Consider the following 21596-nt stretch of genomic DNA (forward strand, 5'->3'; position numbering starts at 1 on the left):
GGCGTGGGGCTCAGATTGGGCCGCTTGGAGAATCTGTCTCCTGCCTGATTTCATCGGCCGCATTGGGTTGCCCCAGCTTGCTGTATTGCTCGCGCAATTTTTGCAACTCCCGCGACCCAAGCTTATCCAGGCTTAACGCCGCATTGTGAGCTTCTTTGGTGGCACGAATCAGCTCGTCCAGTTTCAGATGAAGAATATCGTTGTCACGGTTCTGGGTATTCTGGATCAGGAGCACCATCAGGAAGGTGATGATGGTAGTGGAGGTGTTGATGATTAACTGCCAGGTGTCGTTGTAATGAAAGTAAGGCCCGGTGAGCGCCCAAACAGCAATCAAGCTGACGGCTGTCAGAAAGGTTTTTGAGCTGCCCGCCTGGTTGGAGAGTTTTTGGCAGAATTTCGCGAACTTCATGGTGCTGTCTCCTGGGGGATGTTCCTCTGTAGACCCCAGCAGAATTTCGAAATTCTTTTTTACAAATCGTTTTTTTTGACAAAAATCAATGAGCAAATCCCTCTTGCACAGGAGCACTCAGCATGTCGGTCGCTGCTTCTATCGTTGAATACCTCAAGCACCATCAGTTGGTCATCACGACGGCGGAGTCGTGTACCGCAGGCAAGATCATCACCTTGCTTTCGCAGGTCGACGGCAGCGGTTCGTGGATCGAAAGCGGGTACGTGGTGTATTCGCCAGAAGCGAAACAGCGGCTGTTGAACGTGCGTCGCTATACCATCGATACCTTCAATCTCACCAGCTGTGAGGTCGCCCAGGAAATGGCCCAAGGCGCGCTGCGCGACAGCCCCGCTGATGTGGCGGTCGCCACCACTGGCCTGCTGGGGCCGGATGGAATTGATGGCATTCCCCCAGGCACTGTCTGTTTTGCCTGGGCCTATCGAAACGGCGGGGCACTGAGTGTGTTCAGTCGCAAGGAACGCTTTATGGGTTCTCGTGAGCAGGTGCAGTTGGCCGCGTCTCTTCATGCATTGAAATGGCTGCCGCATTTTCACCAACGGGCGATGGTCGGTGAACGCGCCTAATGCTGCCAAGTGTGCGCGTTTACGGCTGCGGTTCGATGTCCATCAGCAAGTCGCCGTTGGTCAAGGATTCAGCCTCCTGCACCACGCCACGATAGGCCTGACCATTCCATTCAAAGCTAATCCAGTGGGCCTTCGGCAATAGCTTTGGCCATGGCGGTGCAAGCCGCAACTGCACGCCGGGCGCAGTGCGCACAAGTTGCCCCATGCATTCGCTGGCGAGCGTGTTCACACCGAACAGCGTGTCATGCAGGTATTGAATGTTGACCGGTTGCAGCGTTGCGTCAGTAGCGTCTGGCATATCTGTTACCCCACCGATGACAGCCAGAAAGACTGTCTGGCGATGACCATTTCTTCACGTATTTCCCGCACAAGCCGGTTGATCCCCGAAACACCGTGGTAGTGGGCGCGGTTGATGTTGGCGATGGTGAATTGGTCCATACCGTGCGCCGTTACAGTGACTGAAAGGCTGCCGTCCGCGTTGAGTGCGCACTTGACCGCGCACTTGGGAAGGCGAGCGGACAGGGCCGTTTCGATTTCGGCTTTCGTTAACGTATCCATGAGTTCACCGCATAAAGGACTCAGCGCGGTAAGGCTAGCTCATAATGACGGGGCGTAAATACTGGCAAGGTGATAGCTTTGTAAGAAGGGTCGTCCACAACTTTGCGTCGAAAGCCTCTACTTGAAACTTGGGCTGAAGGTTCGCTCGTTGTTAAATCAAGCGGGCAGGATGAGGGGGGATTATAAGGTGTAGCCTGTTCAAACTATTGGGTTTGAAGGGGCAGCCAGGCTGCCCCTCCCACCGTTACTCAAGAACCCGACTTCCGACCGCCGCCATGGCTGTGCTGCCCACCTTTACGGCCGGCTTCCGAGGCTTTTTCACGGTCGTTGGCGAAGTTGCCGCCCGACGCCTGGCCGCCTTTTTTACCGGCTTCGGAGGCTTTTTCGCGATCATTGGCAAAGTTGCCCGGGTTTTTATTACCTGTAGTCATGATAGTTCTCCAGTCGCTAAGTTTGCGTTTCGTTAGTTGGCCGTTTCGCAACGGACACTTATTCCGATATTGGCTTTTTGAAAAATGTTTTACCGATTTTTCTAACCGGCGACGAACGGTAATTTGGTTGAAAAAAGTTATACAAAGATGCGGTTGATGCGCCGCTTCGTATAACTTTTATTGCCGGCCAGCGCTTTGATATTAATCAGATCGAAACGGCTGGTTTAGTTAGCGGTCCTGCCATTCGTCTTTTTCGTCGCACTCTAAAAAAGGGTGTGGTTCCAACGAGGTTCCTAACCTGTGAACGGGAGCTTTTCAGCCATGAAACACAACCCATCCAACCCACAGTACCGGCCGCTCGAGCATCCAGACGCACCCAATGAAGACGGTTGCGTCATCGGCACTGCCGGGCGCGACGAAGACCCCAACGCGACTACCGATTGGGACCATCCCGACAGCGCCGCAACACCCGCTGACGCCAGCATCAAACCCGCCAGCGGTACGCCCGGCATCGACGCCGTGCCCGAGTCGGAAAACCACGGCGCCAATTGAGAGAACTGCGCTACAAGTGCCGTTTCGCTTGGCCTGCAGCGCATTACCGCTGGTCGTGATGCGCTGGTTTATTTTGAAATTTTCCACGCGCAGGCCACTTCCCATGCAAGGTAGGCGCGCATTCCAGCAGGGCGCCTTTTTCCGTAAGCCTGAGGAGATTTGTTCATGTTTCTACATAACAAGCGACTTCAATACACCGTGCGTGTCGCCGAGCCCAACCCGGGCCTGGCTAACCTTTTGCTCGAACAGTTTGGCGGCGCTCAAGGTGAGTTGGCCGCCGCGTCCCGTTACTTCACCCAAGCCTTGGCGGAAGACGACCCGGGGCGCAAAGATTTGCTGATGGACATCGCCACCGAAGAACTCAGCCATCTGGAGATCGTCGGCTCCATCATCGTCATGCTCAACAAGGGCGCCAAGGGGCGAATGGCCGAAGGCGTGGAAGAGGAGGGCGAGTTGTATCGTGCCCTCAATGGCGCCGGCAATGACTCGCATATCACCAGCCTGCTGTACGGGGCGGGTTCGCCTTTGACCAACTCTGCCGGCGTGCCGTGGACCGCCGCCTACATCGACACTATTGGTGAACCCACCGCAGACATGCGCTCGAATATCGCCGCCGAAGCCCGGGCCAAAATTGTCTATGAGCGGTTGATGAACGTCACCGATGACCCGGGTGTAAAAGATGCGCTGGGGTTTTTGATGACGCGGGAAATCGCTCACCAGATATCCTTCGAAAAAGCGCTGCATGCGATCCAGCCGAATTTTCCCCAGGGCAAGTTGCCGGGCAAACCGGAGTTCACCCAGGTGTACTTCAACATGTCCCAAGGCGCGGAGAACCTGCGCGGGCCCTGGAACCAGGGTGACGGTTGGGAGTTTGTGGAAAACCCACAACCGGCGGTCGATGGCGGTGACGGCACCGCCAGCGTGCAGTTGGACGCCGACGATGAAGCGGTGCTGAGCGCGATGAAAATCCGCACGCTCTCGGACCCCACCAGCGACCCCACCACCGGCGCTGACCTGGGGGCGGGCCTCAAGCCCAAGCCCGACCTTTGATTGAGAACAGCCGCACGCTGAAGGGCGTGCAGTGCTTTCGACTTTCTTGACGAGGACAACGACATGGCAACCCCACAGGAAAACCTGCTCGACTGGCTACGTGATGCCCATGCGATGGAGCAACAGGCCGAGAAAATGCTCAAGGCACAGTCCGAGCGCCTGGAGAATTACCCCCAACTCAAGGCGCGAATCGACGAGCACATTGAGGAAACCCTTGGGCAGCAGCAACTGATTGACGAATGCCTGACGCGTTTGGGAGGCAGTGCTTCGACCCTTAAAGACGTGGGCGGCAAGCTGATGGCTTTCGGTCAGGCGGTCGGTGGCTCGCTGATGAGTGACGAGGTGATCAAGGGCGCGATGGCCGGCTACGTGTTTGAAAATATGGAAGTGGCCAGCTACACGGTGCTCATCGCGGCCGCGAAGGCAGCGGGTGATGCCGAGACACAAGCGGCGTGCGAAAAGATTCTACCCCAGGAAGTCGCCATGGCTCAGTGGTTGCTCGAGCACTTGCCAGAGCTTACGCAAGCGTTTTTGCAACGCTCTGAGGCGCCTGACACACAAGCCAAGCGTTAATGACACGTGCGGTGCCCTTGGGGGGCGCCGCGTCCGCTCGGCACAAGATGGCACTGCGCAGCGTTTTCACGGTCCATGGAACACGTACCACGTATCTGGAGGTGAACCTTGGCGACAAAGAAGAAGCCTGTGGTCGACGGTATGGAATTGGCAATGCTGTCTACCAGCCGCAAAGACCTGTTCTTTGCGGCCATGCAAGCCAGCCACAGTGCAATGATCGTGACCGACCCCGCGGGGCCTGATAACCCGATCATCTTTGCCAACCAGGCGTTCCTGACCCTGACAGGCTTTGAACTGGACGAAGTGATCGGACGTAATTGCAGGTTCTTGCAGGGGCCTCAAACCGACAAAAACGCGCTGCACCAGGTGCAGCGCGCGGTTGAGCAGCACCATGAGGCCTGTGTCGAGGTGCTCAATTACCGCAAGGATGGCTCGACCTTCTGGAACGAGCTGTTCATTTCGCCGTTGTTCAACGAACGTGGGCAACTGGTGTATTTTTTCGCATCGCAGTTGGACGTGAGCCGGCGCCACGACGCAGAACAGCGCGTGCGTCGCGCACAAGACCTGGAAGCGCTGGGGCAACTGACCGGTGGCATTGCCCATGACTTCAATAACCTGCTGCAAGTGATGATGGGTTATCTCGACTTGATCCAGCAGAGCGCCAAGCGCCCCGGTAGCGATCCGCAGCGCATCGTCAACAGTGCCAGCCGTGCCAGGGCAGCGGCGGAAAAAGCTCAGACCCTGACCCAGCAGTTGCTGGCGTTTTCGCGCAAGCAACGGCTCGACAGTCGAGTGATCAACTTGAACAGCTTGCTCAGCCGCCCCGAATTCATGGCACGTGCGCTGCAGGGCGTCGAGTTGCATGTAGAACTTGCCGAAGATCTGTGGAACTGCCGCATCGACCCTGTCCAGGCGGAGCTGGCAGTGCAGCACCTGTTATCGAATGCCCAGGATGCTTTGCGCGGGCGTGCGGACCCAGCGGTAACCGTCCAGACCTGCAACGTCCAGGTACCGGGCGATGTCGGTGCCGAGCGTGATGGGTTGACCGAGGGCTGTTACGTGAGCATTTCGGTCTCGGATAACGGCAACGGCATCGACGCAGGTATTCAGGACAAAGTCATGCAGCCGTTCTTCACCACCAAGGAGGAAGGCCAGGGCTCAGGCCTGGGGTTGTCGATGGTGTATGGCTTCGTCAAGCAATCGGGCGGCACGGCGCGGATTCATTCAGACCCGGGCATCGGTACGACGATTCGATTGTACTTTCCTGCAGATGACAGCCAGCTGTGGGTCGAGCAGACACCCACAGCCATCTCACCGCAAGGTAACGAACGCATCCTGATTGTAGAGGACCGGCCCGAGGTGGCCGAGTTGGCGCAGGTGATCCTGTCTGACTACGGTTACCACACGGACATTGCCCTCAATGCCGCCGAGGCATTGGGCATGCTCAAACAGGCGACGTATGACTTGGTGTTCAGTGACTTGATCATGCCCGGCGCGATGAATGGCGCGGCGTTGGCGCGGGAGGTGTCGCGCTTGTATCCGCACATCAGGATCTTGCTGACTACCGGCTATGCGAAAGACGCATTGGCCCGCGCGGAGATAGAGGTGCATGAGTTCGAGTTGATTCCCAAGCCGTATCAGCCTGCTGATTTGCCGCGCAAAATCCGGGCGGTGCTCGATACCTGATCGAGCAGGCCAATGCGCTCAAAATGTGGGAGCTGGCTTGCCCGCGAAGGCGGTGTGTCCGTCACTGCATCTGTTACAGCACGACCGCTTTCGCAGGCAAGCCAGCTCCCACAGTTGATCTTCGTTGCTTTGAGCATTGCATTCCGCGGGTGCCCGCCCCGCAGAGCTACCTCAGCACCGCCAACGCCAGGTTAAGGGCCAGCACCAGCACAATTGAAAACCCGAATATCCTGCGCGCCCAGCCGGTCGGATCAGTCAGCCGTGTACTGCTGGCCGCCAGGTTGAGCCAATACCCCCCAAGCCCGAGCATCACCACAAAATACAGCGCCGCCATCTGCGCCACCGCGCCCAGCATCAGGGCGCTGGCGAGAAAGGCCAGCATGTACGCCTGGATCTGCCGATGGGCTTGGGCCAGGCTCAACAGCGGCAAGCCTGCGGCGCGGAAATCCTCGCGGCGCATCACGGTGATCGCGTGTGAATGCGGCATCTGCCAACAACAGAACACCGCGATCAGCAGCATGGCCGTGAGGTCAAACCGCCCGGTGACCGCGCAATAGCCGATCACCGGCGGCATCGCCCCGGAGACGCTGCCGATCAAGGTGGCCCAGTGGGAACGCCGCTTGAGCCAGTAGGTGTAGACCCCCGCATAGATCACCAGCCCGACCATTGCCAGCCCACACGCCAGCGCATTGCTGCCGCCCCACAGCAAGCCAAAACCGCAGGCGCCCAGGACGGTCCCATAGCCTGCGGCAGTGGACACCCTGATGGTGCGCAATGCCAATGGCCGATGACAGGTGCGCACCATGCGCCGGTCGATGTCGCGGTCAATGCAGTTGTTGATGACACAACCGCACCCGATCACCAGGGCGGTGCCGAGCAGGGTGGCCAGCCCGTGCGTCACCGAGGCCACATGCCCGCTGGCGGCGAGCAGGTAACCGCCCAGCACCGAGGCCAGGTTACCGACAATAATGCCCGGCTTGGTGAGCTCGATGGCGGTATTGAACAGCCCCCGCCAGTGTCTCAATGCGCCAGCATGTTGTGATGAATACTGTCCATGATCCATAGCGAAAGCCCCACCAACAGAAGAATGATGACCGCCGAGAAAATCAGCGCAATCAGGTTCCAGCGTTGTTCTTCGGCCGTGTCCAGATGCAGGAAGAACTTGAGGTGGACCACGATTTGTATCGCGCCCAACGCCACCACCAGCCAGGCGGTGAAGGTGCGCGGCAGTGACGGGAACATCACCAGGCCGAACGGAATCAGGGTGAGCAGTACTGACATCAGGAACCCGACCAGATAGGAGCGACTGCTGCCATGGCTGGTACCGGCACTGCTGTGAAGCGAGCTTTGCTTGTACATGTCACACCACCCCCAACAGATAGACCACGGTAAAGACGCAGATCCACACCACGTCCAGAAAGTGCCAGAACAGGCTCAGGCAACTGAGCCGGGTGGCGTTGGTGCTGGTCAGGCCGCGTTGCTTGACCTGGACCATCAGCACCGCCATCCAGATCAACCCGGTGAACACGTGCGCGCCGTGGGTGCCGACGAGGGTGAAGAAGGCCGTCAGGAAGCCGCTGCGGTCCGGCCCGTAGCCTTCTGCGATCAAGTGGTGGAATTCGTTGATCTCCATGGCGATGAAGCCCGCGCCCAACACGAACGTGAGCCCCAGCCAGCGCAGCACATCGCGTTGCTTGCCGTGGTTCATGGCGAGCATGGCGTAGCCGTAGGTGATACTGCTCAACAGCAGCAGCATGGTTTCGGCGAGCACATAGGGCAGTTCGAAAATATCCATGCTCGACGGCCCGCCCGCCACGCTGTCGCGCAACACGGCGTAGCCGGCGAACAAGGTCGCGAACAGGATGCAGTCGGTCATCAGGTAGATCCAGAACCCGAACAGGCTCAGGGAACCGGCGTCTTCATGCCCTTGTTCGTGGGTGTGGGCGATGTCTTTTTCCATAACGATATTGGACATGGGTCAAGCCTCTGCCAGGTCTTTGAGACGTGCCGTTTCGATGCGCGCGACTTCCTGCGCGGGCACGAAGTAATCGGTGTCTTCGTCGTAGCTGCGCACCACGAACGCCACCACCGAGGCCACCAGGCCGAACGCCGCCATCCACCAGATGTGCCACACCAACGCAAAGCTGCAGACCAGCGCAAACAGGCTGATCACCAGGCCCGACGCGGTATTGCGCGGCATGCGGATGCTGCGATAGTCGGTGTGGCTGAGGGTGCTGACGCCGCGCTCCTTCATGCCCCAGTACGCGTCCAGGTCATTGACCTTGGGCTGCTCGGCGAAGTTGTACAGCGGCGGCGGGGACGCGGTGGCCCATTCCAGGGTGCGCCCGTCCCACGGGTCGCCGGTGAGGTCGCGGTATTGATGACGGTTGCGGATGCTGACAAACAATTGCAAGGCTTGCGCCGCCACGCCGCAGAGGATGATTGCCACCCCCACCAACTCCAGCAGCAGCCAGGGCCGCCATTCGGGGTTGTCGAAATGATTGAGTCGGCGCGTCATGCCCATGAAACCCAGCACGTAGGAGGGCATGAACGCGAAGTAAAAGCCCACCAGCCAGCACCAGAAAGCGATGCGCCCCAGCTTGTCGTTCAAGCGGAAACCGAACGCTTTGGGGAACCAATACGTCAGGCCGGCCATATAGCCGAACACCGCGCCGCCGATGATCACGTTGTGAAAGTGCGCGATCAGGAACAGGCTGTTGTGCAGCAGGAAATCGGCCCCGGGCACCGCCAGCAGCACCCCGGTCATGCCGCCGATGCTGAAGGTCACGATAAAGCCCAGGGTCCACAGCATGGGCGTTTCGAAGCGCACGCGGCCGCGGTACATGGTGAACAACCAGGTGAAGATTTTCACCCCGGTCGGCACCGCGATGATCATCGTCATGATGCCGAAGAACGCGTTGACGTTGCCCCCCGCGCCCATGGTGAAAAAGTGATGCAGCCACACGATGAACGACAACACGGTGATCGCGATGGTCGCCCATACCAGCGACACGTAGCCGAACAGCCGCTTGCTGCTGAAGGTGGCGGCAATCTCGGAAAACACCCCGAACGCGGGCAGGATCAGGATGTACACCTCCGGATGCCCCCAGGCCCAGATGAGGTTCACGTACATCATCGGGTTGCCGCCGGCCTCGTTGGTGAAAAAATGCATGCCCAGGTAACGGTCCAGGGTCAGCATCAACAGGGTGGCGGTGAGGATCGGGAATGCCGCCAGGATCAGCACCGACGTGCACAGCGCATTCCAGGTGAACACCGGCATCTTGAACAGCGTCATGCCTTCGGTGCGCATCTTCAGGATGGTGACGAAGAAATTCACCCCCGTGAGCAGCGTGCCGATGCCGGATATCTGCAATGACCAGATGTAGTAATCCACGCCGACGCCGGGGCTGTAGCCCAGCTCGGATAACGGCGGATACGCGACCCAGCCGGTGCGCGCGAACTCACCGACCCCCAGCGAAATGTTCACCAGCGCCGCACCCACCACGAACAGCCAGAAACTCAGGGCGTTGAGAAACGGATAGGCCACATCCCGAGCGCCGATTTGCAACGGCACGACGATGTTCATCAAGCCGACGACGAAGGGCATGGCCATGAAGAAGATCATGATCACGCCGTGGGCGGTGAAGATCTGGTCGTAATGTTCCGGCGGCAGGTAACCCGGCCCGCCGCTGGCGGCCATGGCTTGTTGGGTGCGCATCATGATCGCATCAGAAAACCCACGCAGCAGCATTACCAGGGCGACGATGATGTACATGCAACCGATCTTCTTGTGGTCCACCGAGGTGAACCATTCGCGCCACAAATAGCCCCACTTGCGTTTCCAGGTGATCGAGCCCACCAGCGCCACCCCAATCAGGCCGACGATGGCCAGGGTGTACATCACAATGGGTTCAGTGGTTGGGATCGCGTCCCACGACAGTTTTCCGAACATGGTTACCGCTCCTCAGCCAGCAGACTTGGGTGTTGATCGGTGCGTTGTGCAGGGTCGCTCAATGGCGAGCGCCGGGGTTTATTGGCCTTGTTCATGCCTTCGTATTTGTCGACGATGTCCAGGAACAAGCGCTCCTGTACCGCCGAGTAATAGGTCACCGGGTGCTTGAGGGTCGGCTTGGCCAATTGCGCGTAAGTGCTGTGGTCCAGAGAGGTGGCCGCGCCCTTGACCTTTGTCACCCAGGTTTGAAAGTCGGCAGTGCTCAGGGACAGCGTGGTGAAATGCATGTCGGAAAAACCGGGGCCGTTGTAGTTGGCGGCAATCCCTCTGAACTCACCGGTTTCGTTGGCGATCAGGTGCAACTTGGTCTGCATGCCGGCCATGGCGTAGATCTGCCCGCCGAGTGCGGGAATAAAGAACGAGGTCATGGCCGCGTCGGAGGTGACGGTGAAACTTACCGGCGTGTGTACCGGCAGGGCCAGTTCGTTGACGCTGGCGATGCCCAGGTCAGGGTAGATAAACAGCCATTTCCAGTCGGTGGCCACCACCTGCACATTGATCGGCGGGGTGTCTGACTCCAGCGGGCGATAGGGGTCGAGTGCGTGGGTGGTCTCCCACGTCACCCACCCCAGGACGATGATGATCAGCAGGGGAACGCCCCATACCACCGCTTCGATTTTGTGCGAACTGGCCCAGCGGGGGGAGTAACGCGCTTTTTTATTGGTGGCGCGGTAGCGGTAGGCGAAGACAAACATCATCACAATCACCGGAACGACCACCAGCAGCATCAGGCCCGTAGCGAGAATAATCAGGTCGCGCTCATCGGTTGCTACTTGCCCCTTGGGGTTGAATACCACCAAGTTGCAACTGGTGAGTAAGAAGAGGCTGGTGATAGTGACCAGGCAATAACCCATCGCTCGTTTCATGCCTTGCTCCTGTATTGGAAACTTGCGTTTTGCTGTGCCGAATCAGTGCTCAAGCGTTAACTAAGCGGAGCGCTTGTTAACCTCAGGAACCGTCAGGTGTTAAACACTCGGCAATAAGGTGCCGTCAGTAGATAAAGTGCTTCTACTGCCCGGTTTTATTGGCTTTTTCTGCCACTCTGCAGGGCGCATTTCGCCGCGCTCCCGAACATTTTGAATAGAGCCCGATGGGTTGGTTTAACAATTTGTTTCCTCGCCTGACGAACGGTTTAACAGGCGAAACGGTAAAGGGTTTTTATCGGTGCATGATGGGGGTGGCCTTGCAGAAAGTCTGAATTCTGGTTAGGGATTTCAGTCGTTAGTTGATGGCCAACCCCACTAACGGTTTTGGAGAAGCGCTATGTTTATACGTGGCAACACCTATAAAGCCTGGGTCTCAAAAGCACTGGAAGAAAAATGCTTCACCCGGGAAGTCGAAAACGGCTGCCATATCGAAGTCAGGGCCCGAGAGCGGGACGATGCTGATATTGAAGTGCTGCTCTGTGTTTATACCGCGACGGGACAATGTGTGGTTGAACGCATCAAGCAGTTGCCGGGTGCCGAATGGACGGTGAATGACGCGCTCAAACGCGGTATTGACCAGGCGGAACGGATTGCCGGAGGTGAGTCCGGCCGACTGCCCTGTGCTGACGCTCACGTGCACGACGACGATTGAGTGGCTCCGCGATCTTGAATGTGGGAGCTGGCTTGCCTGCGATGACGGCCTGACAGCCGGCGCCTATCTTCCTGATCCCAAACGATCCAAATGTGGGAGCGGGCTTGCTCGCGAAGGCAGCCTGACAGCCGACGAGGATTTTGGTCCGACAGGCAAGCTTGGACCTCGGTGCGTCGGTTGGACAAGCGTCGGCTGCCCGGCCGTCACGGGAGCAAGCTCCCTCGCCATAGGGTGTAGCGTGCGGCAAAATAAAAAAGCCCGCACAGAGTGCGGGCAAGACAGGAGTTTTTACCAAGAGCCTGGAGTGAACAGACTCAGTATTAAGAAACAAAAGAAGCATAAGCAGTTTTATTTTTTTAATGCGAGGCCGACGAACGGTAGTGCAACAGCAAGTGCGTGATCGTCGTCATTAAAACATTAAAATTTCTGAACCTTCGTTCTGAGCAAATAACAAAAAAATCAGAAGGAGAGGTTATGAAAAATTCTTTATATGTCATCGAATACGAATACCACCACGAGCCTAAGTCTTTCATTATAAGAGCGGAGGTGATGAATAACGCAGAGGCGTGGCATTGGGCCTGTTGCGATGCAGGCATTGGCATTATTCCCAGGTCGCGTAATGAAAAGATCAAACGCATCAGTAAACCGCTGGCCGAGCGCTACGGTCTTGAGAATGTAAGATGGCGCCCGTCTGGGAGTATCCCGTTTATTGCAAAGCCTTATGTGCCGCCGCCACCCGAATGAATGTATTTTTAATGGACGGTGTCCATGCGGGTGGCGGTAGGGGCGAGGCGCGTGTTTACTGTTTTTTGCGTCGCTCCTGCAACATGCACAACTTTTGCACGCTGCGTTGAAGTGCCTCTTTCATCAGGTCGGCTGCATAGTGTTGCTTGCAGGCCGGGCAGAGCATGTCAGAGGCCGACGACACTAGAAAGTCGGGGTCATCCAGCGTCGATTCGTAGGGTTGTTTACATTGCAGGCAACTTCGGTTCGCTTGTAGATGGGTCACATCGATTCCTCCCTGAATGAACGGCCACTCTCGATTAAGAAGTGGGCGTTTTCAACTGCTAAAGAGGAAGAATTCAAACGAGCGATTAGTTGATGTTTTAATGCCAGTATCGAGAGGCGGCGGGGAGGGGATGGCGCTTGGACGGCTGTCGATGTTTTAGAACCCTGGCAGGTTTATCGACAGGCGCGTCCTCACTCTCTGCTCTGTGGGTTCAGCAGTTGGGTTTTCTGCTGCGGGTTTTTTGCCCGGCGGCGGTCGCCTGGCGCTTTGATCGGTCCGGGTTGGGCGGGGTGACGCTACTTTCTATCGAGCCTGCCAGGCCGTCAGTCGGCGGGGTTGTCAGCTCCTCCCTGGCTTGTAACCAGTGCACGAAATCCTGACCGTCAGGCTTCCCTTGCTGTTCCCAAATGCGGTACGCGGTGAGTCGGATCGTTTCTTCGTCCATTGTGAGGCTCCCCTATTGAATAAAAGGTGCTAGGAGTGAATGAAGCTGCTCACGAAGTCCGCCTTGACCACGGGAAGTTCGATCCCATGGATCAAGCCGGCGGTCAGCGCTTGTTGCGGATCAAGAATGCGGGGCGCGGCGATCAGGTACTTTTCAGTCTCCAGTTTTTCGACGGCATCAGCGGTGCGCTCGGCTACGATGCGTGCGTACAACTGCAAGTCGTAATCGAGACTCATCGCATATTCGGACATGCGCGAATGGTCAACCGCGCCTTGCACATGCCAGTGGAAGGGGTGGAACAGGAATTTGCTGTGCTTGCAGGCGGTCCTGCGCTCACCAGCCAGAAAGATGATATTGCCCATGGATTCCACGGTGCCGAGGTTATGGGTATGCACCGGAATCGGCAGGGACAATAAAAAGTTGTACATCGTAAAGCCGTAGCTGCATTCACCACCCATGGTGGCGATATTCAGTACCAGGCCCTGGGCATCTTGTTGTACGGCCAACGAGGCTTTTTCAATCAGTTGGCTGCACGTAGAAGCGGTGACCGGTGCGGTGAAGTTGATAATGTGTAAAGGCATGGTGTCCCTCATCAATGAAAGCAGGGGAGCACGGCTCCCCTGCATCAAGCACATCAGCTTTTGCGTCCGCCGCCGTGGCTGTGTTCGCCACCTTTACGCCCGGCTTCGGAAGCTTTTTCACGGTCGTTGGCAAAATTGCCGCCACTGTTCTGGCCGCCTTTGCTGCCCGCCTCGGCGGCGCGTTCGGGGTCATTCTTGAAATTGCCCCCGCTGTTCTGGCCGCCTTTGCTGCCGGCTTCAGCGGCGCGCTCGGGATCATTCTTGAAGTTCCCGCCACTGTTTTGGCCACCTTTGCTGCCGATCTCCTGGTAGAACTCTTTGTCATGGGACGCAGAAGTGGCTTCGCCGCCTTTTTTCCCGGCTTCGCTGACGCTCATTTGGCCTTGCTTGTCTTGAGTAGTCATGTTCAGTTACCTCGTCGTTATGTCGGTAATGTAACGTTCACTTCGATTGTGCTGGAAACGTGCACTTGGTCGCGTGCATCAAGCTGCACAGTTATAAGTGTCTTTCACACAAGGGTGGCGTTTTAGATGCACTTATCGTGGCTTCGGCTTGTTCAACAAGTTGCTGATGTTCGTAACACGCAGACGTATTAGAACGCAGGCCAGTCCTTGCTTTGGTTTGCACTTCTACAATCGGCCTGCGAGCTGGCTCGCCGCGCTGATTATCAATGGACGCACGCATGATCAATGCCCTTTGTTAACAAACGGAACAGCGGTACTGCCCGTGTGGTCAGGACTTACGCCCCCCACCATGACTGTTCTGGCCGCCTTTACGCCCGGCTTCCGCGGCTTTCTCGCGGTCGTTGGCGAAATTGCCGCCAGAGGCCTGTCCACCTTTCTTTCCCGCCTCTGATGCTTTTTCGCGATCGTTGGCAAAGTTTCCAGGGTTTTTATTGCTCGTCGTCATAACAATACTCCCAGTTTTGAAATGTCGTTTCGCTAGTTGCCCGTTTATGCAACGGACATCTTTTCTGATAAGGGAAAGTGCGCAGATGTTTTGAAATTTTTTAAAAAGGGCGATGAACGGTAGAGTGGCAGATGAAACTTGTACAAGTAGGCTCAGAAAGTGCCGCTTCGTATAAGTTTTTCTGCGTCGATTGATATTGAATTAATAGCGACCTTAACGGTTGGTTTAGCATTCAATACCCTGTTTTGATAGTGGTCATTAAAGGCGCTGGCTCCTCTGGCCGGCGCTCAGCCGCACACTCTGTAGCTGCAGCTCGCACAGACTGCTTGTATGCTGGCACTCTGGAACCGGTTGCCCCTGTGAGTACCGACGTTCGAATGATGGCTGGATGGAAACCGGACTTCCTTAAGGTGCTGACGTGAAGCGTGATACCCGTCTTGTGATGCTGTTGCTGTTGGTGATCGGCTGTTCCCTGACTTCGCTGACGATTTGGAAAGTCCTGTCTTCCCGCGACCGTGCGCTGGCGGAAGTGGACGTGCATGGCTTGAACCTGACCCAGGCCCTTAACACCTATACCGAAGGCATCGTGCGGCAAAGCTCGTTGCTGTTGCTGGGGTTGGTGGAGCGCCTGGAAACCGAAGGCAGTGGCCCGGTGCAAATCCAGCGCATCAGTACGCTGATCAACCGACAGCAGCCGCTGATGCCGCAGCTCAGCGGCATCACCATTTATGATCATCAGGGCCGGTGGCTGCTGTCTTCCAATCGTGCGATTCCGGAGGGCGCCAATAGCAGTGATCGGGCCTATTTCATCCACCATCGCGACGATCCGAGCGCTGAACCTTTTATTGGCCCGCCGATTCAAAGCCGCGCCAACCATGAATGGGTGGTGACCATCAGCCGCCGTTTCAACGACGCGGCCGGCAACTTCGCTGGCGTGGTCGCTGTGACCCTGGGGGTGGAAAACTTTCTGCGGGTATTCGGCAAGCTCGATGTAGGCCAGGAGGGCGCCATCGGCCTGTCCTACGCCGACGGCACGTTGCTGGTGCGTTACCCCTTCCGCGAGCAGGACATGGGCCGCAACTTTTCCACCTCGCCTATTTATTCCAAGTACCTCGTCGACCAGCCTGTGGGCACTGCGGCCTATACCTCCAGCCTGGACGGGGTAGAGCGACTCTATGCCTTTCGCAAAAGCGAAACCCTGCCGCTGATCACCACGGTCGCGTTGGGCAAGCACGAAGCCCTCGCGGCGTGGCGCATCGAGGCGGCACTGTCAGCGGTCGTGGTGGCGGGGCTGCTGGGGCTGACGGGACTGATCGGCTGGTTTCTGATCCTGGATATCCGCAGGCGTACGGCGGCGGAAGAGGCGTTGCGTGTCGCCCAGCAACAGTTGCTCGACTCCAATCGGCAGTTGGCACTCTTGGCGAAGAAGGACGCGCTGACCGGCCTGGCCAACCGCCGCTGTTTTGACGAAACGCTGGCCGTGGAAGCGCGTCGGGCGCAGCGCGAAGGTACGTCACTGGCATTGCTGATGATCGACATCGACCACTTCAAACGCTTCAACGATGCCTTTGGTCACGTCGCGGGAGATGCGTGCTTGCAGGCGGTCAGCACGTTATTGGAAACGTGCGTGCGGCGGCCGTCGGACCTGGTGGCGCGCTATGGCGGAGAAGAAATGGCGGTCATCCTGCCCGCGACTGACAGTGCAGGCGCTGCGGTGGTCGCGCAACGCATTCTTTCGCGTCTACAGCAGGAGAACATCACACACCCAGGCAGCCCCTTCGGGCGCGTGAGCGTGAGTATCGGCGTAGCGACGGGCATGGGCTCACGGCTGGAGCCGGTGTTGGGTTTGGTCGAGGCGGCCGATGCAGCGCTTTACGGTGCGAAGGCGGCTGGGCGCAATGGGTTCAACGTGCATCCTGCGCACGTGACTTCGGGCGGCTGAAACGGCTTTTACCTGGGTATGCGCGGCTCACATCCCAAGCGTCGGGATCATGAGTTCGCCGCACTCCATCAGTTGGCCAGCGGTGACTTGCAGCTGCGGGGTGGGTTTGGCCGCATAGCCTGCGATGAAGCCAGCACTTAGCAGTGCCAGGCAGAGGACGGCTTTTTTCACAAGCATGCGCAGGGTCTCAATCGGTTCAAAAGGGTGAACCACAGATTGTGCGTTCGAGAAAAGGTTCCCGCCCGCGCAGAAGGCACCTTATGGAGCTCAGCGAATGAACCTGACGTACACACGTTCAGGGTCGTTATCGTCCAGATTCTCGATCTGCCCGCTGGGAATAAAGCCGGCTTTCGTCAGCAGGGCCTGGGACGCGCCGTTGGAGGCATTGGTCGATGCGAACAGCTTGGGCGTCTTGCAGGCTGCTTCGGCCGCTGACAGCAGACGAAGGGCGACGCCTTGGCGCTGGTACAGCGGTGAAACCACCACCAGCGCAATAAACCCATGGTTGAAAAAGTCGTGGGTGAGCACTAGGTAGCCGGCGCACACGTTAGCGTCGGCGGCTACCAAGCATTGCTGGCGAACCACGGCGTCATAGATAAACACACGACGGCTGGCATGCTCGGTTGCGTAGGCATCCAGTGCGACCAAGGCATGCACATCGTCGGGGGTGGCTTGGCGGATCAGCCAGTGTGGGGCAGCGGGGGGCAGCTTTGTGTCAGGCATTTTAATTTTTCTCCACCCCCGGTTTGACAGTCTGGATTGTCATAGCTTGTGGGGGGCGTCCATTCGGTCATGCAGGATGCGAACGATCGAAATTCCATACGTAGTAATGCGCAAGTAAATCATATGGTGTTCGATGCTGCGCCTGCGGTAGCCATCACGGATGTGGTCACAAGTCGGAGCTGTTTTAGGGTGTTTTGCCAAGTCTGAAAACGTCGTGGTCAGGATATCGATGTACTGATCTGCCTGCTTCGCACCCCACTGTTGCGCGGTATAAGTCCAGATTCCTTCCAGGTCGCGTTCGGCCGCGGGGCTAAGACGGTATTCAGCCATGGGCATTGAGCATCCTCTGTTTGAACGCTTCAGGGTCAAATGGGCGAGGTTTACCACTGGCTTCACCCTCAAGCAGAGCCGCACGAATGGCCTCTACTTGTGCACTGCGCTCCTGTTCGCGACGAATCAAATCGCGGATGTACTCGCTGTCATTGGTGTAATGACCCGCTTCAATTTGTGCCTTTATCCACCCGTCTTGTTGATCAGTCACGGTGATGGTTTTTCGTACAGTAGTCATTACTGCTCCTTGGAAGATAAGCGTTGCGAGGAAATTATCATACTATTGGTGCGGTATTGTGCGGCGCAGATGAATGGTCGAAATGATGACTGCCAAAGCTTCAGGAAGGAGGTACGGCGCGTTCAGTAGGACGCAACGCTGAACGGGCTATAGGGGACAGTCCCCGCGCTTGATCAGCGTTGTTTAGAAATGTTTATGTGATTCAATGGTCATCTCGGCTTGCGCAGGAAGCGCATCAGCCGAGGCCATTTTGATCTTTCAAGAAATTCATCCCAAGGAGTAACACCATGCAAGGAAGCACATCGTTCAAGTACCTGGCGTTTTCGTTGATCCCGTTGATGGCCGCCTGTACCACGCCCACACGCCAATCCGCCGTCCTCCCTGCGCCAGCCTTGCCGTTCGATAACTGCGCGGTTGGCTGCCCCACCGGCGGAAGCCCAGTGACGTTGAACCGCCAGGCCTACACGTTGAACAACAACGGTTCGACCAAGTTTGCCAATTGGGTGTCCTACAAGATCACCAAGGCCACGGCGGCCAGCGGGCGCGCCCGTGACTGGCGCACCGACCCGGATATTCCAGCCGGGGAAACCCTGGACCCGGTGGATTACAACGGCGCCAACGTCGCGCTCAAAATCGACCGTGGGCATCAGGCCAACCTGGCTTCGATGGCCGGGGTGGCCGATTGGCAAACGCTCAACTACTTGTCGAACATCACCCCGCAAAAGGCCGAGCTCAACCAGGGGCCCTGGGCGCGCCTGGAAGACCAGGAGCGCAACCTCAGCAAGGAACCAGGCGTCGATCAGGTGTATGTGGCTACCGGCCCGTTGTATGAACATTTTGTCGGCTCGTTGCCGGGCACGAACAAAGTGCACACCATCCCCAGTGGCTATTGGAAAATCATCGTGGTCGGCAGTTCGCCGGAAACGGGCCTGTACGCCTCATTCGTGATGAACCAGGAAACCCCCAAGGGCGCAGACTTCTGTGATTACCAGGTCACCGTGGATCACATCGAAGAGCGCTCCGGGCTGACGTTCTGGAGCACCTTGCCGCAAGCGCTGCAAGCCACGCTGAAGGCCAGGCAGGGCCAGTTGCCGAGTCGGATCGGCTGTAACCGAACCAAAGCCTGACGCCTAGTCGGCACACACCAACGAGGGCCTGCGGCTGTTGTTCTTGCCCAGGCGCTCATGCGTGGCGACGTGTGTGGCCTGTTCACGCAGTGCTTCTTCGAGCGCTTGCAGATGCTTGGAAAGGATTTTCACCGACCCACTCGGGTTGGCGGGGTCGAAGGGGATCCGGCCATTGGCAATCAGCACCATAGCCAGTTCCCAGGCGCGTTGTGAGTCGTTCATGACAGGGGTTCCTTCTTCAGCGTGATCGATATAGAGCTGTGACCCGCTGCCAACGCCCCGGTATCAACTGCGTTACTGCCGAAATTTCGATCATTTCAACGATTCAGTTGCGCTGAAACCATCATCTTTTTAGATGGTGGTCGAGACGTGTCGAAAGAATGAACCACCGCGGCGCGGTGGTCACCTAATCCGTATGAATCGGTCGTTTCCCATTCAATGATCCGAGGGGGCAACCATGGACTCTGTACTGCGGGCTGTGGCGATTTACCTGGTGCTGCTGGTGCTGTTCAAAGTTGCCGGCAGGCGCACGCTGGCGGAGCTCACCACCTTTGACCTGGTGTTGTTGATGGTCATCGGCGAAGCCACCCAACAGGCGTTGCTGGGCGAAGATTTCTCGATGACCAACGCCGTGCTGGTCATCGCCACCCTCATTGCCATCGACATTGGCTTCTCGCTGGCCAAGCAGCGTTCAGCCTGGTTCGCACGGGTGCTCGATGGCGGGCCGACGGTGCTGGTCGAGCAAGGCCAGGTGCTGCATAAAAGGCTCAAGCATGCGCGCCTGGACGAGGGCGACATTCTTGAGGCGGCCCGGTCTACCCAAGGGCTTGTCGAACTCAAGCAGATCCGCTTCGCGATTCTTAAGCGCAACGGCAAGATTTCGGTGATCCCGTTTGAATAACACGCGGCGCCCATTCGTCAGCCAAGGGGCTATTTTTTGAACGCTAGCGCGCCTGTTCCAGACAGATAGATTATGGGCGGACGAATGTTGCTGTCGTCACGCGGATATCACTCACTCGCCAGCAGGTGAACCCTCATGAAGAAGCTCTATATGTGCCTGGGTCTGTGCAGCGCATTCATGCTGCACGGCTGTTTTGACAACGCCGACAACGCCACTAAAGACAACAACAGTGGCACCCAGTCGTCGGTGCAGATGCAGGAAGGCAAGGCGGACGAGAGCAAATAGAGCGGCCTGCCAGCCGCCGCTTATATCATTGATGCTCATTGCCGAATGTGGGAGCTGGCTTGCCTGCGATAGCGGTGGTTCAGTTAACGATGCAGTGACTGACAGTCCGCCTTCGCGGGCAAGCCCGCTCCCACAGGGGACCTGTGCCAGGCGCTGATTTTGTGGGCAATGCATGGCCAGTGTGGGAGCTGGCTTGCCTGCGGATGCATCGACTCGGTTTACCTGAGGAACCGAGGTGTTTGCATCGCAGGCAAGCCAGCTCCCACAGTTGATCGCGACCGATCAGCGCATATGCAGGATGATAGGGCTACTGCTCGCCGGGTCGGTATGCCCACGCAACTTGCCCACGGCCTTTGCATCGACCGCGCCGCCATGGTTGCCCCAGGTGCCGCGCACGTAGCTCAGCACATCGGCGATTTCCGAGTCGGACAATTGTTCCCGGAACGCTGGCATGCGGTAGGCATCCGGCAGGCCGGCGGTGACCACGCGTTGTGAGCCGTTGAGGGTGATGTTGATCGCGGAGGCGTTTTCCGTGGCCAGGGCCGAGGTGGCGCCGGCCAGGGGCGGCATCCAGTCGGGCTGGCCTTTGCCGTCGAGCCCATGGCAGGAGGCGCAGCGGGTCGCGTAAGTATGGGCGCCAGGAGCATCCTGGCGCGCTGTTGCCACTTGATACTGCCAAGGGCTGCCGTCACGCTGCGGGTCGCCGGGCAGTGACTTGAGGTAGCGAGCGATCGCGGCCAGGTCATCGTCCTGCATGAACTGCGTGGAGTTGTTGAAGGCTTCGGTCATCGAGCCATAGACCACGGCATGCTGGTTGCGACCGGTCTTGAGGAACTGCACGATCTGTTCCTCACTCCAGCGCCCCAGGCCGGTGTTGTGGTCCTGGCGCAAGCTGGGGGCGTACCAGCCGTCGAGCAGAGCACCGGCCAGGAACGGCGCGCCGGATTCGTCCAGGGCCTTTTCGTTGAACGCCAGCCCCCGAGGCGTGTGGCAACTGCCGCAGTGGCCGGGACCTTGGACGATATAGGCGCCCCGGTTCCACAGTGCGTCCTGGCCGGGCTTGGCGGCATAGGTCGCGGTCGGTGCAAACACACCGTTCCACAGGGCGATGGGCCAACGCAGGTTGAGCGGCCAGGGAATGTCGCTGGGGATATTAGGCTGGTTGGCCGGTTGCACGCCTTTCATGAAAAATGCGTACAGCGCCTGGATGTCATCGTCGCTGAGCTTCACATAAGACGGGTAGGGCATGGCCGGGTAGAGCCGTCGCCCGCCCGGTGCTACGCCGTGGCGTACGGCGCGGTCGAAGTCGGCCAGGCTATAGGCACCGATGCCATGCTCGCGGTCGGGGGTGACGTTCGTGGCGTGGATCGCCCCCAGCGGCGTGGCCATTTCCAGGCCCCCGGCGAAGGGCGTCTTGCCTGGCAGGCTGTGGCAGGCCACGCAGTCACTTACGCGGGCGACGTATTCGCCGCGGCTGACCAAGGCGGGGTCGAAACTCGTGGCCTGTTGCTGTTCAAAAGGCGAGGCAGGCTCGCGGGTGACATACCAGGCCAGCAGGCCGGCGGCGACCACGCAGGGCAGCACCAGCCACCCTGCGGTTCTTGCGAATCGGCGGTTATTCATGGGCATTCCCT

At 58.1% G+C, this 21596-nt stretch carries 31 protein-coding genes; 11 read left to right on the forward strand and 20 right to left on the reverse strand.

What is annotated here, in order from left to right:
- Nucleotides 1–10: 10 nt before the first annotated feature.
- Nucleotides 11–409, reverse strand: a complete 399-nt coding sequence (locus tag AC4PS6_RS06720; RefSeq protein ID WP_492180758.1) for a low affinity iron permease family protein — start codon at nt 407–409, stop codon at nt 11–13.
- 122 nt (nt 410–531) lie between these two features.
- Between AC4PS6_RS06720 and AC4PS6_RS06725 the strand changes: the two genes are divergently transcribed.
- Complete coding sequence (locus AC4PS6_RS06725) at nt 532–1032, forward strand: CinA family protein (protein ID WP_054895711.1); 501 nt, start codon at nt 532–534, stop codon at nt 1030–1032.
- A 19-nt stretch (nt 1033–1051) separates the two neighbouring features.
- Here AC4PS6_RS06725 and AC4PS6_RS06730 read toward each other — a convergent pair whose 3' ends face one another.
- The 3 genes from AC4PS6_RS06730 to AC4PS6_RS06740 all read right to left on the reverse strand — a co-directional run bounded on the left by AC4PS6_RS06730 (nt 1052) and on the right by AC4PS6_RS06740 (nt 2021).
- On the reverse strand, nt 1052–1330 hold the full coding sequence (locus AC4PS6_RS06730; protein WP_020303212.1) for a hypothetical protein: 279 nt from the start codon (nt 1328–1330) through the stop codon (nt 1052–1054).
- Between the two features lie 5 nt (nt 1331–1335).
- A complete protein-coding gene (locus tag AC4PS6_RS06735; protein WP_014718023.1) occupies nt 1336–1590 on the reverse strand; it encodes a DUF1652 domain-containing protein in 255 nt (84 codons plus the stop codon).
- Nucleotides 1591–1838: 248 nt separating this feature from the next.
- On the reverse strand, nt 1839–2021 hold the full coding sequence (locus AC4PS6_RS06740) for a con-10 family general stress protein (RefSeq protein WP_003190457.1): 183 nt from the start codon (nt 2019–2021) through the stop codon (nt 1839–1841).
- 321 nt (nt 2022–2342) lie between these two features.
- Here AC4PS6_RS06740 and AC4PS6_RS06745 point away from each other — a divergent pair, with 321 nt between their 5' ends.
- The 4 genes from AC4PS6_RS06745 (at nt 2343) to AC4PS6_RS06760 (ending at nt 5882) form a co-directional block, all read left to right on the forward strand.
- Nucleotides 2343–2573 (forward strand): hypothetical protein, encoded by a 231-nt coding sequence (locus tag AC4PS6_RS06745; protein WP_038449749.1) that lies wholly within the window; start codon nt 2343–2345, stop codon nt 2571–2573.
- A gap of 165 nt (nt 2574–2738) precedes the next feature.
- On the forward strand, nt 2739–3623 hold the full coding sequence (locus AC4PS6_RS06750) for a manganese catalase family protein (RefSeq protein WP_014718025.1): 885 nt from the start codon (nt 2739–2741) through the stop codon (nt 3621–3623).
- A gap of 63 nt (nt 3624–3686) precedes the next feature.
- On the forward strand, nt 3687–4196 hold the full coding sequence (locus tag AC4PS6_RS06755; protein ID WP_019821478.1) for a ferritin-like domain-containing protein: 510 nt from the start codon (nt 3687–3689) through the stop codon (nt 4194–4196).
- Nucleotides 4197–4304: 108 nt separating this feature from the next.
- The gene (locus AC4PS6_RS06760) at nt 4305–5882 is read left to right on the forward strand and encodes a histidine kinase famiy protein (protein ID WP_177480923.1); all 1578 of its coding nucleotides are present in this window, start codon (nt 4305–4307) and stop codon (nt 5880–5882) included.
- Nucleotides 5883–6048: 166 nt separating this feature from the next.
- Here the strand turns inward: AC4PS6_RS06760 and cyoE are convergent, their stop codons facing one another.
- From cyoE to cyoA, 5 genes are read right to left on the reverse strand one after another with little or no spacing between them, the layout of a single operon-like run.
- Nucleotides 6049–6906: a heme o synthase gene (gene cyoE, locus AC4PS6_RS06765; RefSeq protein ID WP_020303214.1), complete on the reverse strand. Its 858-nt coding sequence runs from the start codon at nt 6904–6906 to the stop codon at nt 6049–6051.
- The gene (gene cyoD, locus AC4PS6_RS06770) at nt 6903–7241 is read right to left on the reverse strand and encodes a cytochrome o ubiquinol oxidase subunit IV (RefSeq protein WP_336827262.1); all 339 of its coding nucleotides are present in this window, start codon (nt 7239–7241) and stop codon (nt 6903–6905) included. The genes cyoE and cyoD overlap by 4 nt, the downstream gene beginning before the upstream one ends.
- 1 nt (nt 7242) lies before the next feature.
- Nucleotides 7243–7857, reverse strand: a complete 615-nt coding sequence (locus tag AC4PS6_RS06775; protein WP_038449753.1) for a cytochrome o ubiquinol oxidase subunit III — start codon at nt 7855–7857, stop codon at nt 7243–7245.
- Nucleotides 7858–7860: 3 nt separating this feature from the next.
- Nucleotides 7861–9834, reverse strand: coding sequence for a cytochrome o ubiquinol oxidase subunit I (cyoB, locus tag AC4PS6_RS06780; RefSeq protein ID WP_492180759.1), 1974 nt, complete (start codon nt 9832–9834; stop codon nt 7861–7863).
- Nucleotides 9835–9836: 2 nt separating this feature from the next.
- A complete protein-coding gene (gene cyoA / locus AC4PS6_RS06785; protein ID WP_419722483.1) occupies nt 9837–10760 on the reverse strand; it encodes a ubiquinol oxidase subunit II in 924 nt (307 codons plus the stop codon).
- 397 nt (nt 10761–11157) lie between these two features.
- Here cyoA and AC4PS6_RS06790 point away from each other — a divergent pair, with 397 nt between their 5' ends.
- Complete coding sequence (locus AC4PS6_RS06790; RefSeq protein WP_034127106.1) at nt 11158–11472, forward strand: hypothetical protein; 315 nt, start codon at nt 11158–11160, stop codon at nt 11470–11472.
- 474 nt (nt 11473–11946) lie between these two features.
- Nucleotides 11947–12216 (forward strand): DUF6555 family protein, encoded by a 270-nt coding sequence (locus AC4PS6_RS06795; RefSeq protein ID WP_003190473.1) that lies wholly within the window; start codon nt 11947–11949, stop codon nt 12214–12216.
- Between the two features lie 55 nt (nt 12217–12271).
- Here the strand turns inward: AC4PS6_RS06795 and AC4PS6_RS06800 are convergent, their stop codons facing one another.
- The 5 genes from AC4PS6_RS06800 to AC4PS6_RS06820 all read right to left on the reverse strand — a co-directional run bounded on the left by AC4PS6_RS06800 (nt 12272) and on the right by AC4PS6_RS06820 (nt 14416).
- Entirely contained in the window at nt 12272–12481 is a 210-nt protein-coding gene (locus AC4PS6_RS06800; protein ID WP_032903495.1) for a hypothetical protein, read from the reverse strand.
- A gap of 211 nt (nt 12482–12692) precedes the next feature.
- A complete protein-coding gene (locus tag AC4PS6_RS06805) occupies nt 12693–12926 on the reverse strand; it encodes a DUF2934 domain-containing protein (protein ID WP_020303219.1) in 234 nt (77 codons plus the stop codon).
- Between the two features lie 29 nt (nt 12927–12955).
- A complete protein-coding gene (locus AC4PS6_RS06810; protein WP_014718035.1) occupies nt 12956–13507 on the reverse strand; it encodes an ATP-dependent Clp protease proteolytic subunit in 552 nt (183 codons plus the stop codon).
- Nucleotides 13508–13560: 53 nt separating this feature from the next.
- A complete protein-coding gene (locus AC4PS6_RS06815; RefSeq protein WP_014718036.1) occupies nt 13561–13911 on the reverse strand; it encodes a con-10 family general stress protein in 351 nt (116 codons plus the stop codon).
- Nucleotides 13912–14239: 328 nt separating this feature from the next.
- Nucleotides 14240–14416: a con-10 family general stress protein gene (locus tag AC4PS6_RS06820; protein WP_014718037.1), complete on the reverse strand. Its 177-nt coding sequence runs from the start codon at nt 14414–14416 to the stop codon at nt 14240–14242.
- 418 nt (nt 14417–14834) lie between these two features.
- Between AC4PS6_RS06820 and AC4PS6_RS06825 the strand changes: the two genes are divergently transcribed.
- Complete coding sequence (locus tag AC4PS6_RS06825; RefSeq protein WP_032903497.1) at nt 14835–16358, forward strand: sensor domain-containing diguanylate cyclase; 1524 nt, start codon at nt 14835–14837, stop codon at nt 16356–16358.
- 27 nt (nt 16359–16385) lie between these two features.
- Here AC4PS6_RS06825 and AC4PS6_RS06830 read toward each other — a convergent pair whose 3' ends face one another.
- From AC4PS6_RS06830 to AC4PS6_RS06845, 4 genes are all read right to left on the reverse strand, one after another.
- Nucleotides 16386–16535 (reverse strand): hypothetical protein, encoded by a 150-nt coding sequence (locus tag AC4PS6_RS06830; RefSeq protein ID WP_019821496.1) that lies wholly within the window; start codon nt 16533–16535, stop codon nt 16386–16388.
- 90 nt (nt 16536–16625) lie between these two features.
- Nucleotides 16626–17081: a GNAT family N-acetyltransferase gene (locus tag AC4PS6_RS06835; RefSeq protein ID WP_020303222.1), complete on the reverse strand. Its 456-nt coding sequence runs from the start codon at nt 17079–17081 to the stop codon at nt 16626–16628.
- A 39-nt stretch (nt 17082–17120) separates the two neighbouring features.
- The gene (locus AC4PS6_RS06840) at nt 17121–17411 is read right to left on the reverse strand and encodes a type II toxin-antitoxin system RelE/ParE family toxin (protein WP_020303223.1); all 291 of its coding nucleotides are present in this window, start codon (nt 17409–17411) and stop codon (nt 17121–17123) included.
- Nucleotides 17404–17649 carry a type II toxin-antitoxin system ParD family antitoxin gene (locus AC4PS6_RS06845; protein ID WP_020303224.1) on the reverse strand — a complete coding sequence of 82 codons (246 nt, stop codon included), beginning with the start codon at nt 17647–17649 and terminating at the stop codon, nt 17404–17406. The genes AC4PS6_RS06840 and AC4PS6_RS06845 overlap by 8 nt, the downstream gene beginning before the upstream one ends.
- A 287-nt stretch (nt 17650–17936) precedes the next feature.
- On the opposite strand from AC4PS6_RS06845, the gene AC4PS6_RS06850 reads away from it, so the two are divergent.
- The gene (locus AC4PS6_RS06850) at nt 17937–18776 is read left to right on the forward strand and encodes a DNA/RNA non-specific endonuclease (protein WP_020303225.1); all 840 of its coding nucleotides are present in this window, start codon (nt 17937–17939) and stop codon (nt 18774–18776) included.
- A 3-nt stretch (nt 18777–18779) separates the two neighbouring features.
- On the opposite strand, the gene AC4PS6_RS06855 is transcribed toward AC4PS6_RS06850, so the two are convergent.
- Nucleotides 18780–18998 carry a hypothetical protein gene (locus AC4PS6_RS06855; RefSeq protein ID WP_014718041.1) on the reverse strand — a complete coding sequence of 73 codons (219 nt, stop codon included), beginning with the start codon at nt 18996–18998 and terminating at the stop codon, nt 18780–18782.
- Nucleotides 18999–19233: 235 nt separating this feature from the next.
- On the opposite strand from AC4PS6_RS06855, the gene AC4PS6_RS06860 reads away from it, so the two are divergent.
- Together AC4PS6_RS06860 and AC4PS6_RS06865 are read left to right on the forward strand one after the other, a co-directional pair.
- On the forward strand, nt 19234–19677 hold the full coding sequence (locus AC4PS6_RS06860; RefSeq protein ID WP_492180760.1) for a DUF421 domain-containing protein: 444 nt from the start codon (nt 19234–19236) through the stop codon (nt 19675–19677).
- 135 nt (nt 19678–19812) lie between these two features.
- Nucleotides 19813–19962, forward strand: coding sequence for a hypothetical protein (locus tag AC4PS6_RS06865; protein WP_003190489.1), 150 nt, complete (start codon nt 19813–19815; stop codon nt 19960–19962).
- A gap of 282 nt (nt 19963–20244) precedes the next feature.
- Here AC4PS6_RS06865 and AC4PS6_RS06870 read toward each other — a convergent pair whose 3' ends face one another.
- Entirely contained in the window at nt 20245–21585 is a 1341-nt protein-coding gene (locus tag AC4PS6_RS06870; protein ID WP_282399024.1) for a c-type cytochrome, read from the reverse strand.
- Nucleotides 21586–21596 lie beyond the last annotated feature (11 nt).

This window comes from Pseudomonas sp. DW-iso17, from assembly GCF_058725345.1.

Excerpts from the sequence above, each read along its gene's own strand:
- AC4PS6_RS06720 (WP_492180758.1), bottom strand. The coding sequence starts at position 409 with ATGAAGTTCGCGAAATTCTGCCAAAAACTCTCCAACCAGGCGGGCAGC.
- AC4PS6_RS06725 (WP_054895711.1), top strand. The coding sequence starts at position 532 with ATGTCGGTCGCTGCTTCTATCGTTGAATACCTCAAGCACCATCAGTTG.
- AC4PS6_RS06730 (WP_020303212.1), bottom strand. The coding sequence starts at position 1,330 with ATGCCAGACGCTACTGACGCAACGCTGCAACCGGTCAACATTCAATAC.
- AC4PS6_RS06735 (WP_014718023.1), bottom strand. The coding sequence starts at position 1,590 with ATGGATACGTTAACGAAAGCCGAAATCGAAACGGCCCTGTCCGCTCGC.
- AC4PS6_RS06740 (WP_003190457.1), bottom strand. The coding sequence starts at position 2,021 with ATGACTACAGGTAATAAAAACCCGGGCAACTTTGCCAATGATCGCGAA.
- AC4PS6_RS06745 (WP_038449749.1), top strand. The coding sequence starts at position 2,343 with ATGAAACACAACCCATCCAACCCACAGTACCGGCCGCTCGAGCATCCA.
- AC4PS6_RS06750 (WP_014718025.1), top strand. The coding sequence starts at position 2,739 with ATGTTTCTACATAACAAGCGACTTCAATACACCGTGCGTGTCGCCGAG.
- AC4PS6_RS06755 (WP_019821478.1), top strand. The coding sequence starts at position 3,687 with ATGGCAACCCCACAGGAAAACCTGCTCGACTGGCTACGTGATGCCCAT.
- cyoD (WP_336827262.1), bottom strand. The coding sequence starts at position 7,241 with ATGTACAAGCAAAGCTCGCTTCACAGCAGTGCCGGTACCAGCCATGGC.
- AC4PS6_RS06775 (WP_038449753.1), bottom strand. The coding sequence starts at position 7,857 with ATGTCCAATATCGTTATGGAAAAAGACATCGCCCACACCCACGAACAA.
- cyoB (WP_492180759.1), bottom strand. The coding sequence starts at position 9,834 with ATGTTCGGAAAACTGTCGTGGGACGCGATCCCAACCACTGAACCCATT.
- cyoA (WP_419722483.1), bottom strand. The coding sequence starts at position 10,760 with ATGAAACGAGCGATGGGTTATTGCCTGGTCACTATCACCAGCCTCTTC.
- AC4PS6_RS06790 (WP_034127106.1), top strand. The coding sequence starts at position 11,158 with ATGTTTATACGTGGCAACACCTATAAAGCCTGGGTCTCAAAAGCACTG.
- AC4PS6_RS06795 (WP_003190473.1), top strand. The coding sequence starts at position 11,947 with ATGAAAAATTCTTTATATGTCATCGAATACGAATACCACCACGAGCCT.
- AC4PS6_RS06805 (WP_020303219.1), bottom strand. The coding sequence starts at position 12,926 with ATGGACGAAGAAACGATCCGACTCACCGCGTACCGCATTTGGGAACAG.
- AC4PS6_RS06810 (WP_014718035.1), bottom strand. The coding sequence starts at position 13,507 with ATGCCTTTACACATTATCAACTTCACCGCACCGGTCACCGCTTCTACG.
- AC4PS6_RS06815 (WP_014718036.1), bottom strand. The coding sequence starts at position 13,911 with ATGACTACTCAAGACAAGCAAGGCCAAATGAGCGTCAGCGAAGCCGGG.
- AC4PS6_RS06820 (WP_014718037.1), bottom strand. The coding sequence starts at position 14,416 with ATGACGACGAGCAATAAAAACCCTGGAAACTTTGCCAACGATCGCGAA.
- AC4PS6_RS06830 (WP_019821496.1), bottom strand. The coding sequence starts at position 16,535 with ATGCTTGTGAAAAAAGCCGTCCTCTGCCTGGCACTGCTAAGTGCTGGC.
- AC4PS6_RS06835 (WP_020303222.1), bottom strand. The coding sequence starts at position 17,081 with ATGCCTGACACAAAGCTGCCCCCCGCTGCCCCACACTGGCTGATCCGC.
- AC4PS6_RS06840 (WP_020303223.1), bottom strand. The coding sequence starts at position 17,411 with ATGGCTGAATACCGTCTTAGCCCCGCGGCCGAACGCGACCTGGAAGGA.
- AC4PS6_RS06845 (WP_020303224.1), bottom strand. The coding sequence starts at position 17,649 with ATGACTACTGTACGAAAAACCATCACCGTGACTGATCAACAAGACGGG.
- AC4PS6_RS06850 (WP_020303225.1), top strand. The coding sequence starts at position 17,937 with ATGCAAGGAAGCACATCGTTCAAGTACCTGGCGTTTTCGTTGATCCCG.
- AC4PS6_RS06855 (WP_014718041.1), bottom strand. The coding sequence starts at position 18,998 with ATGAACGACTCACAACGCGCCTGGGAACTGGCTATGGTGCTGATTGCC.
- AC4PS6_RS06860 (WP_492180760.1), top strand. The coding sequence starts at position 19,234 with ATGGACTCTGTACTGCGGGCTGTGGCGATTTACCTGGTGCTGCTGGTG.
- AC4PS6_RS06865 (WP_003190489.1), top strand. The coding sequence starts at position 19,813 with ATGAAGAAGCTCTATATGTGCCTGGGTCTGTGCAGCGCATTCATGCTG.
- AC4PS6_RS06870 (WP_282399024.1), bottom strand. The coding sequence starts at position 21,585 with ATGAATAACCGCCGATTCGCAAGAACCGCAGGGTGGCTGGTGCTGCCC.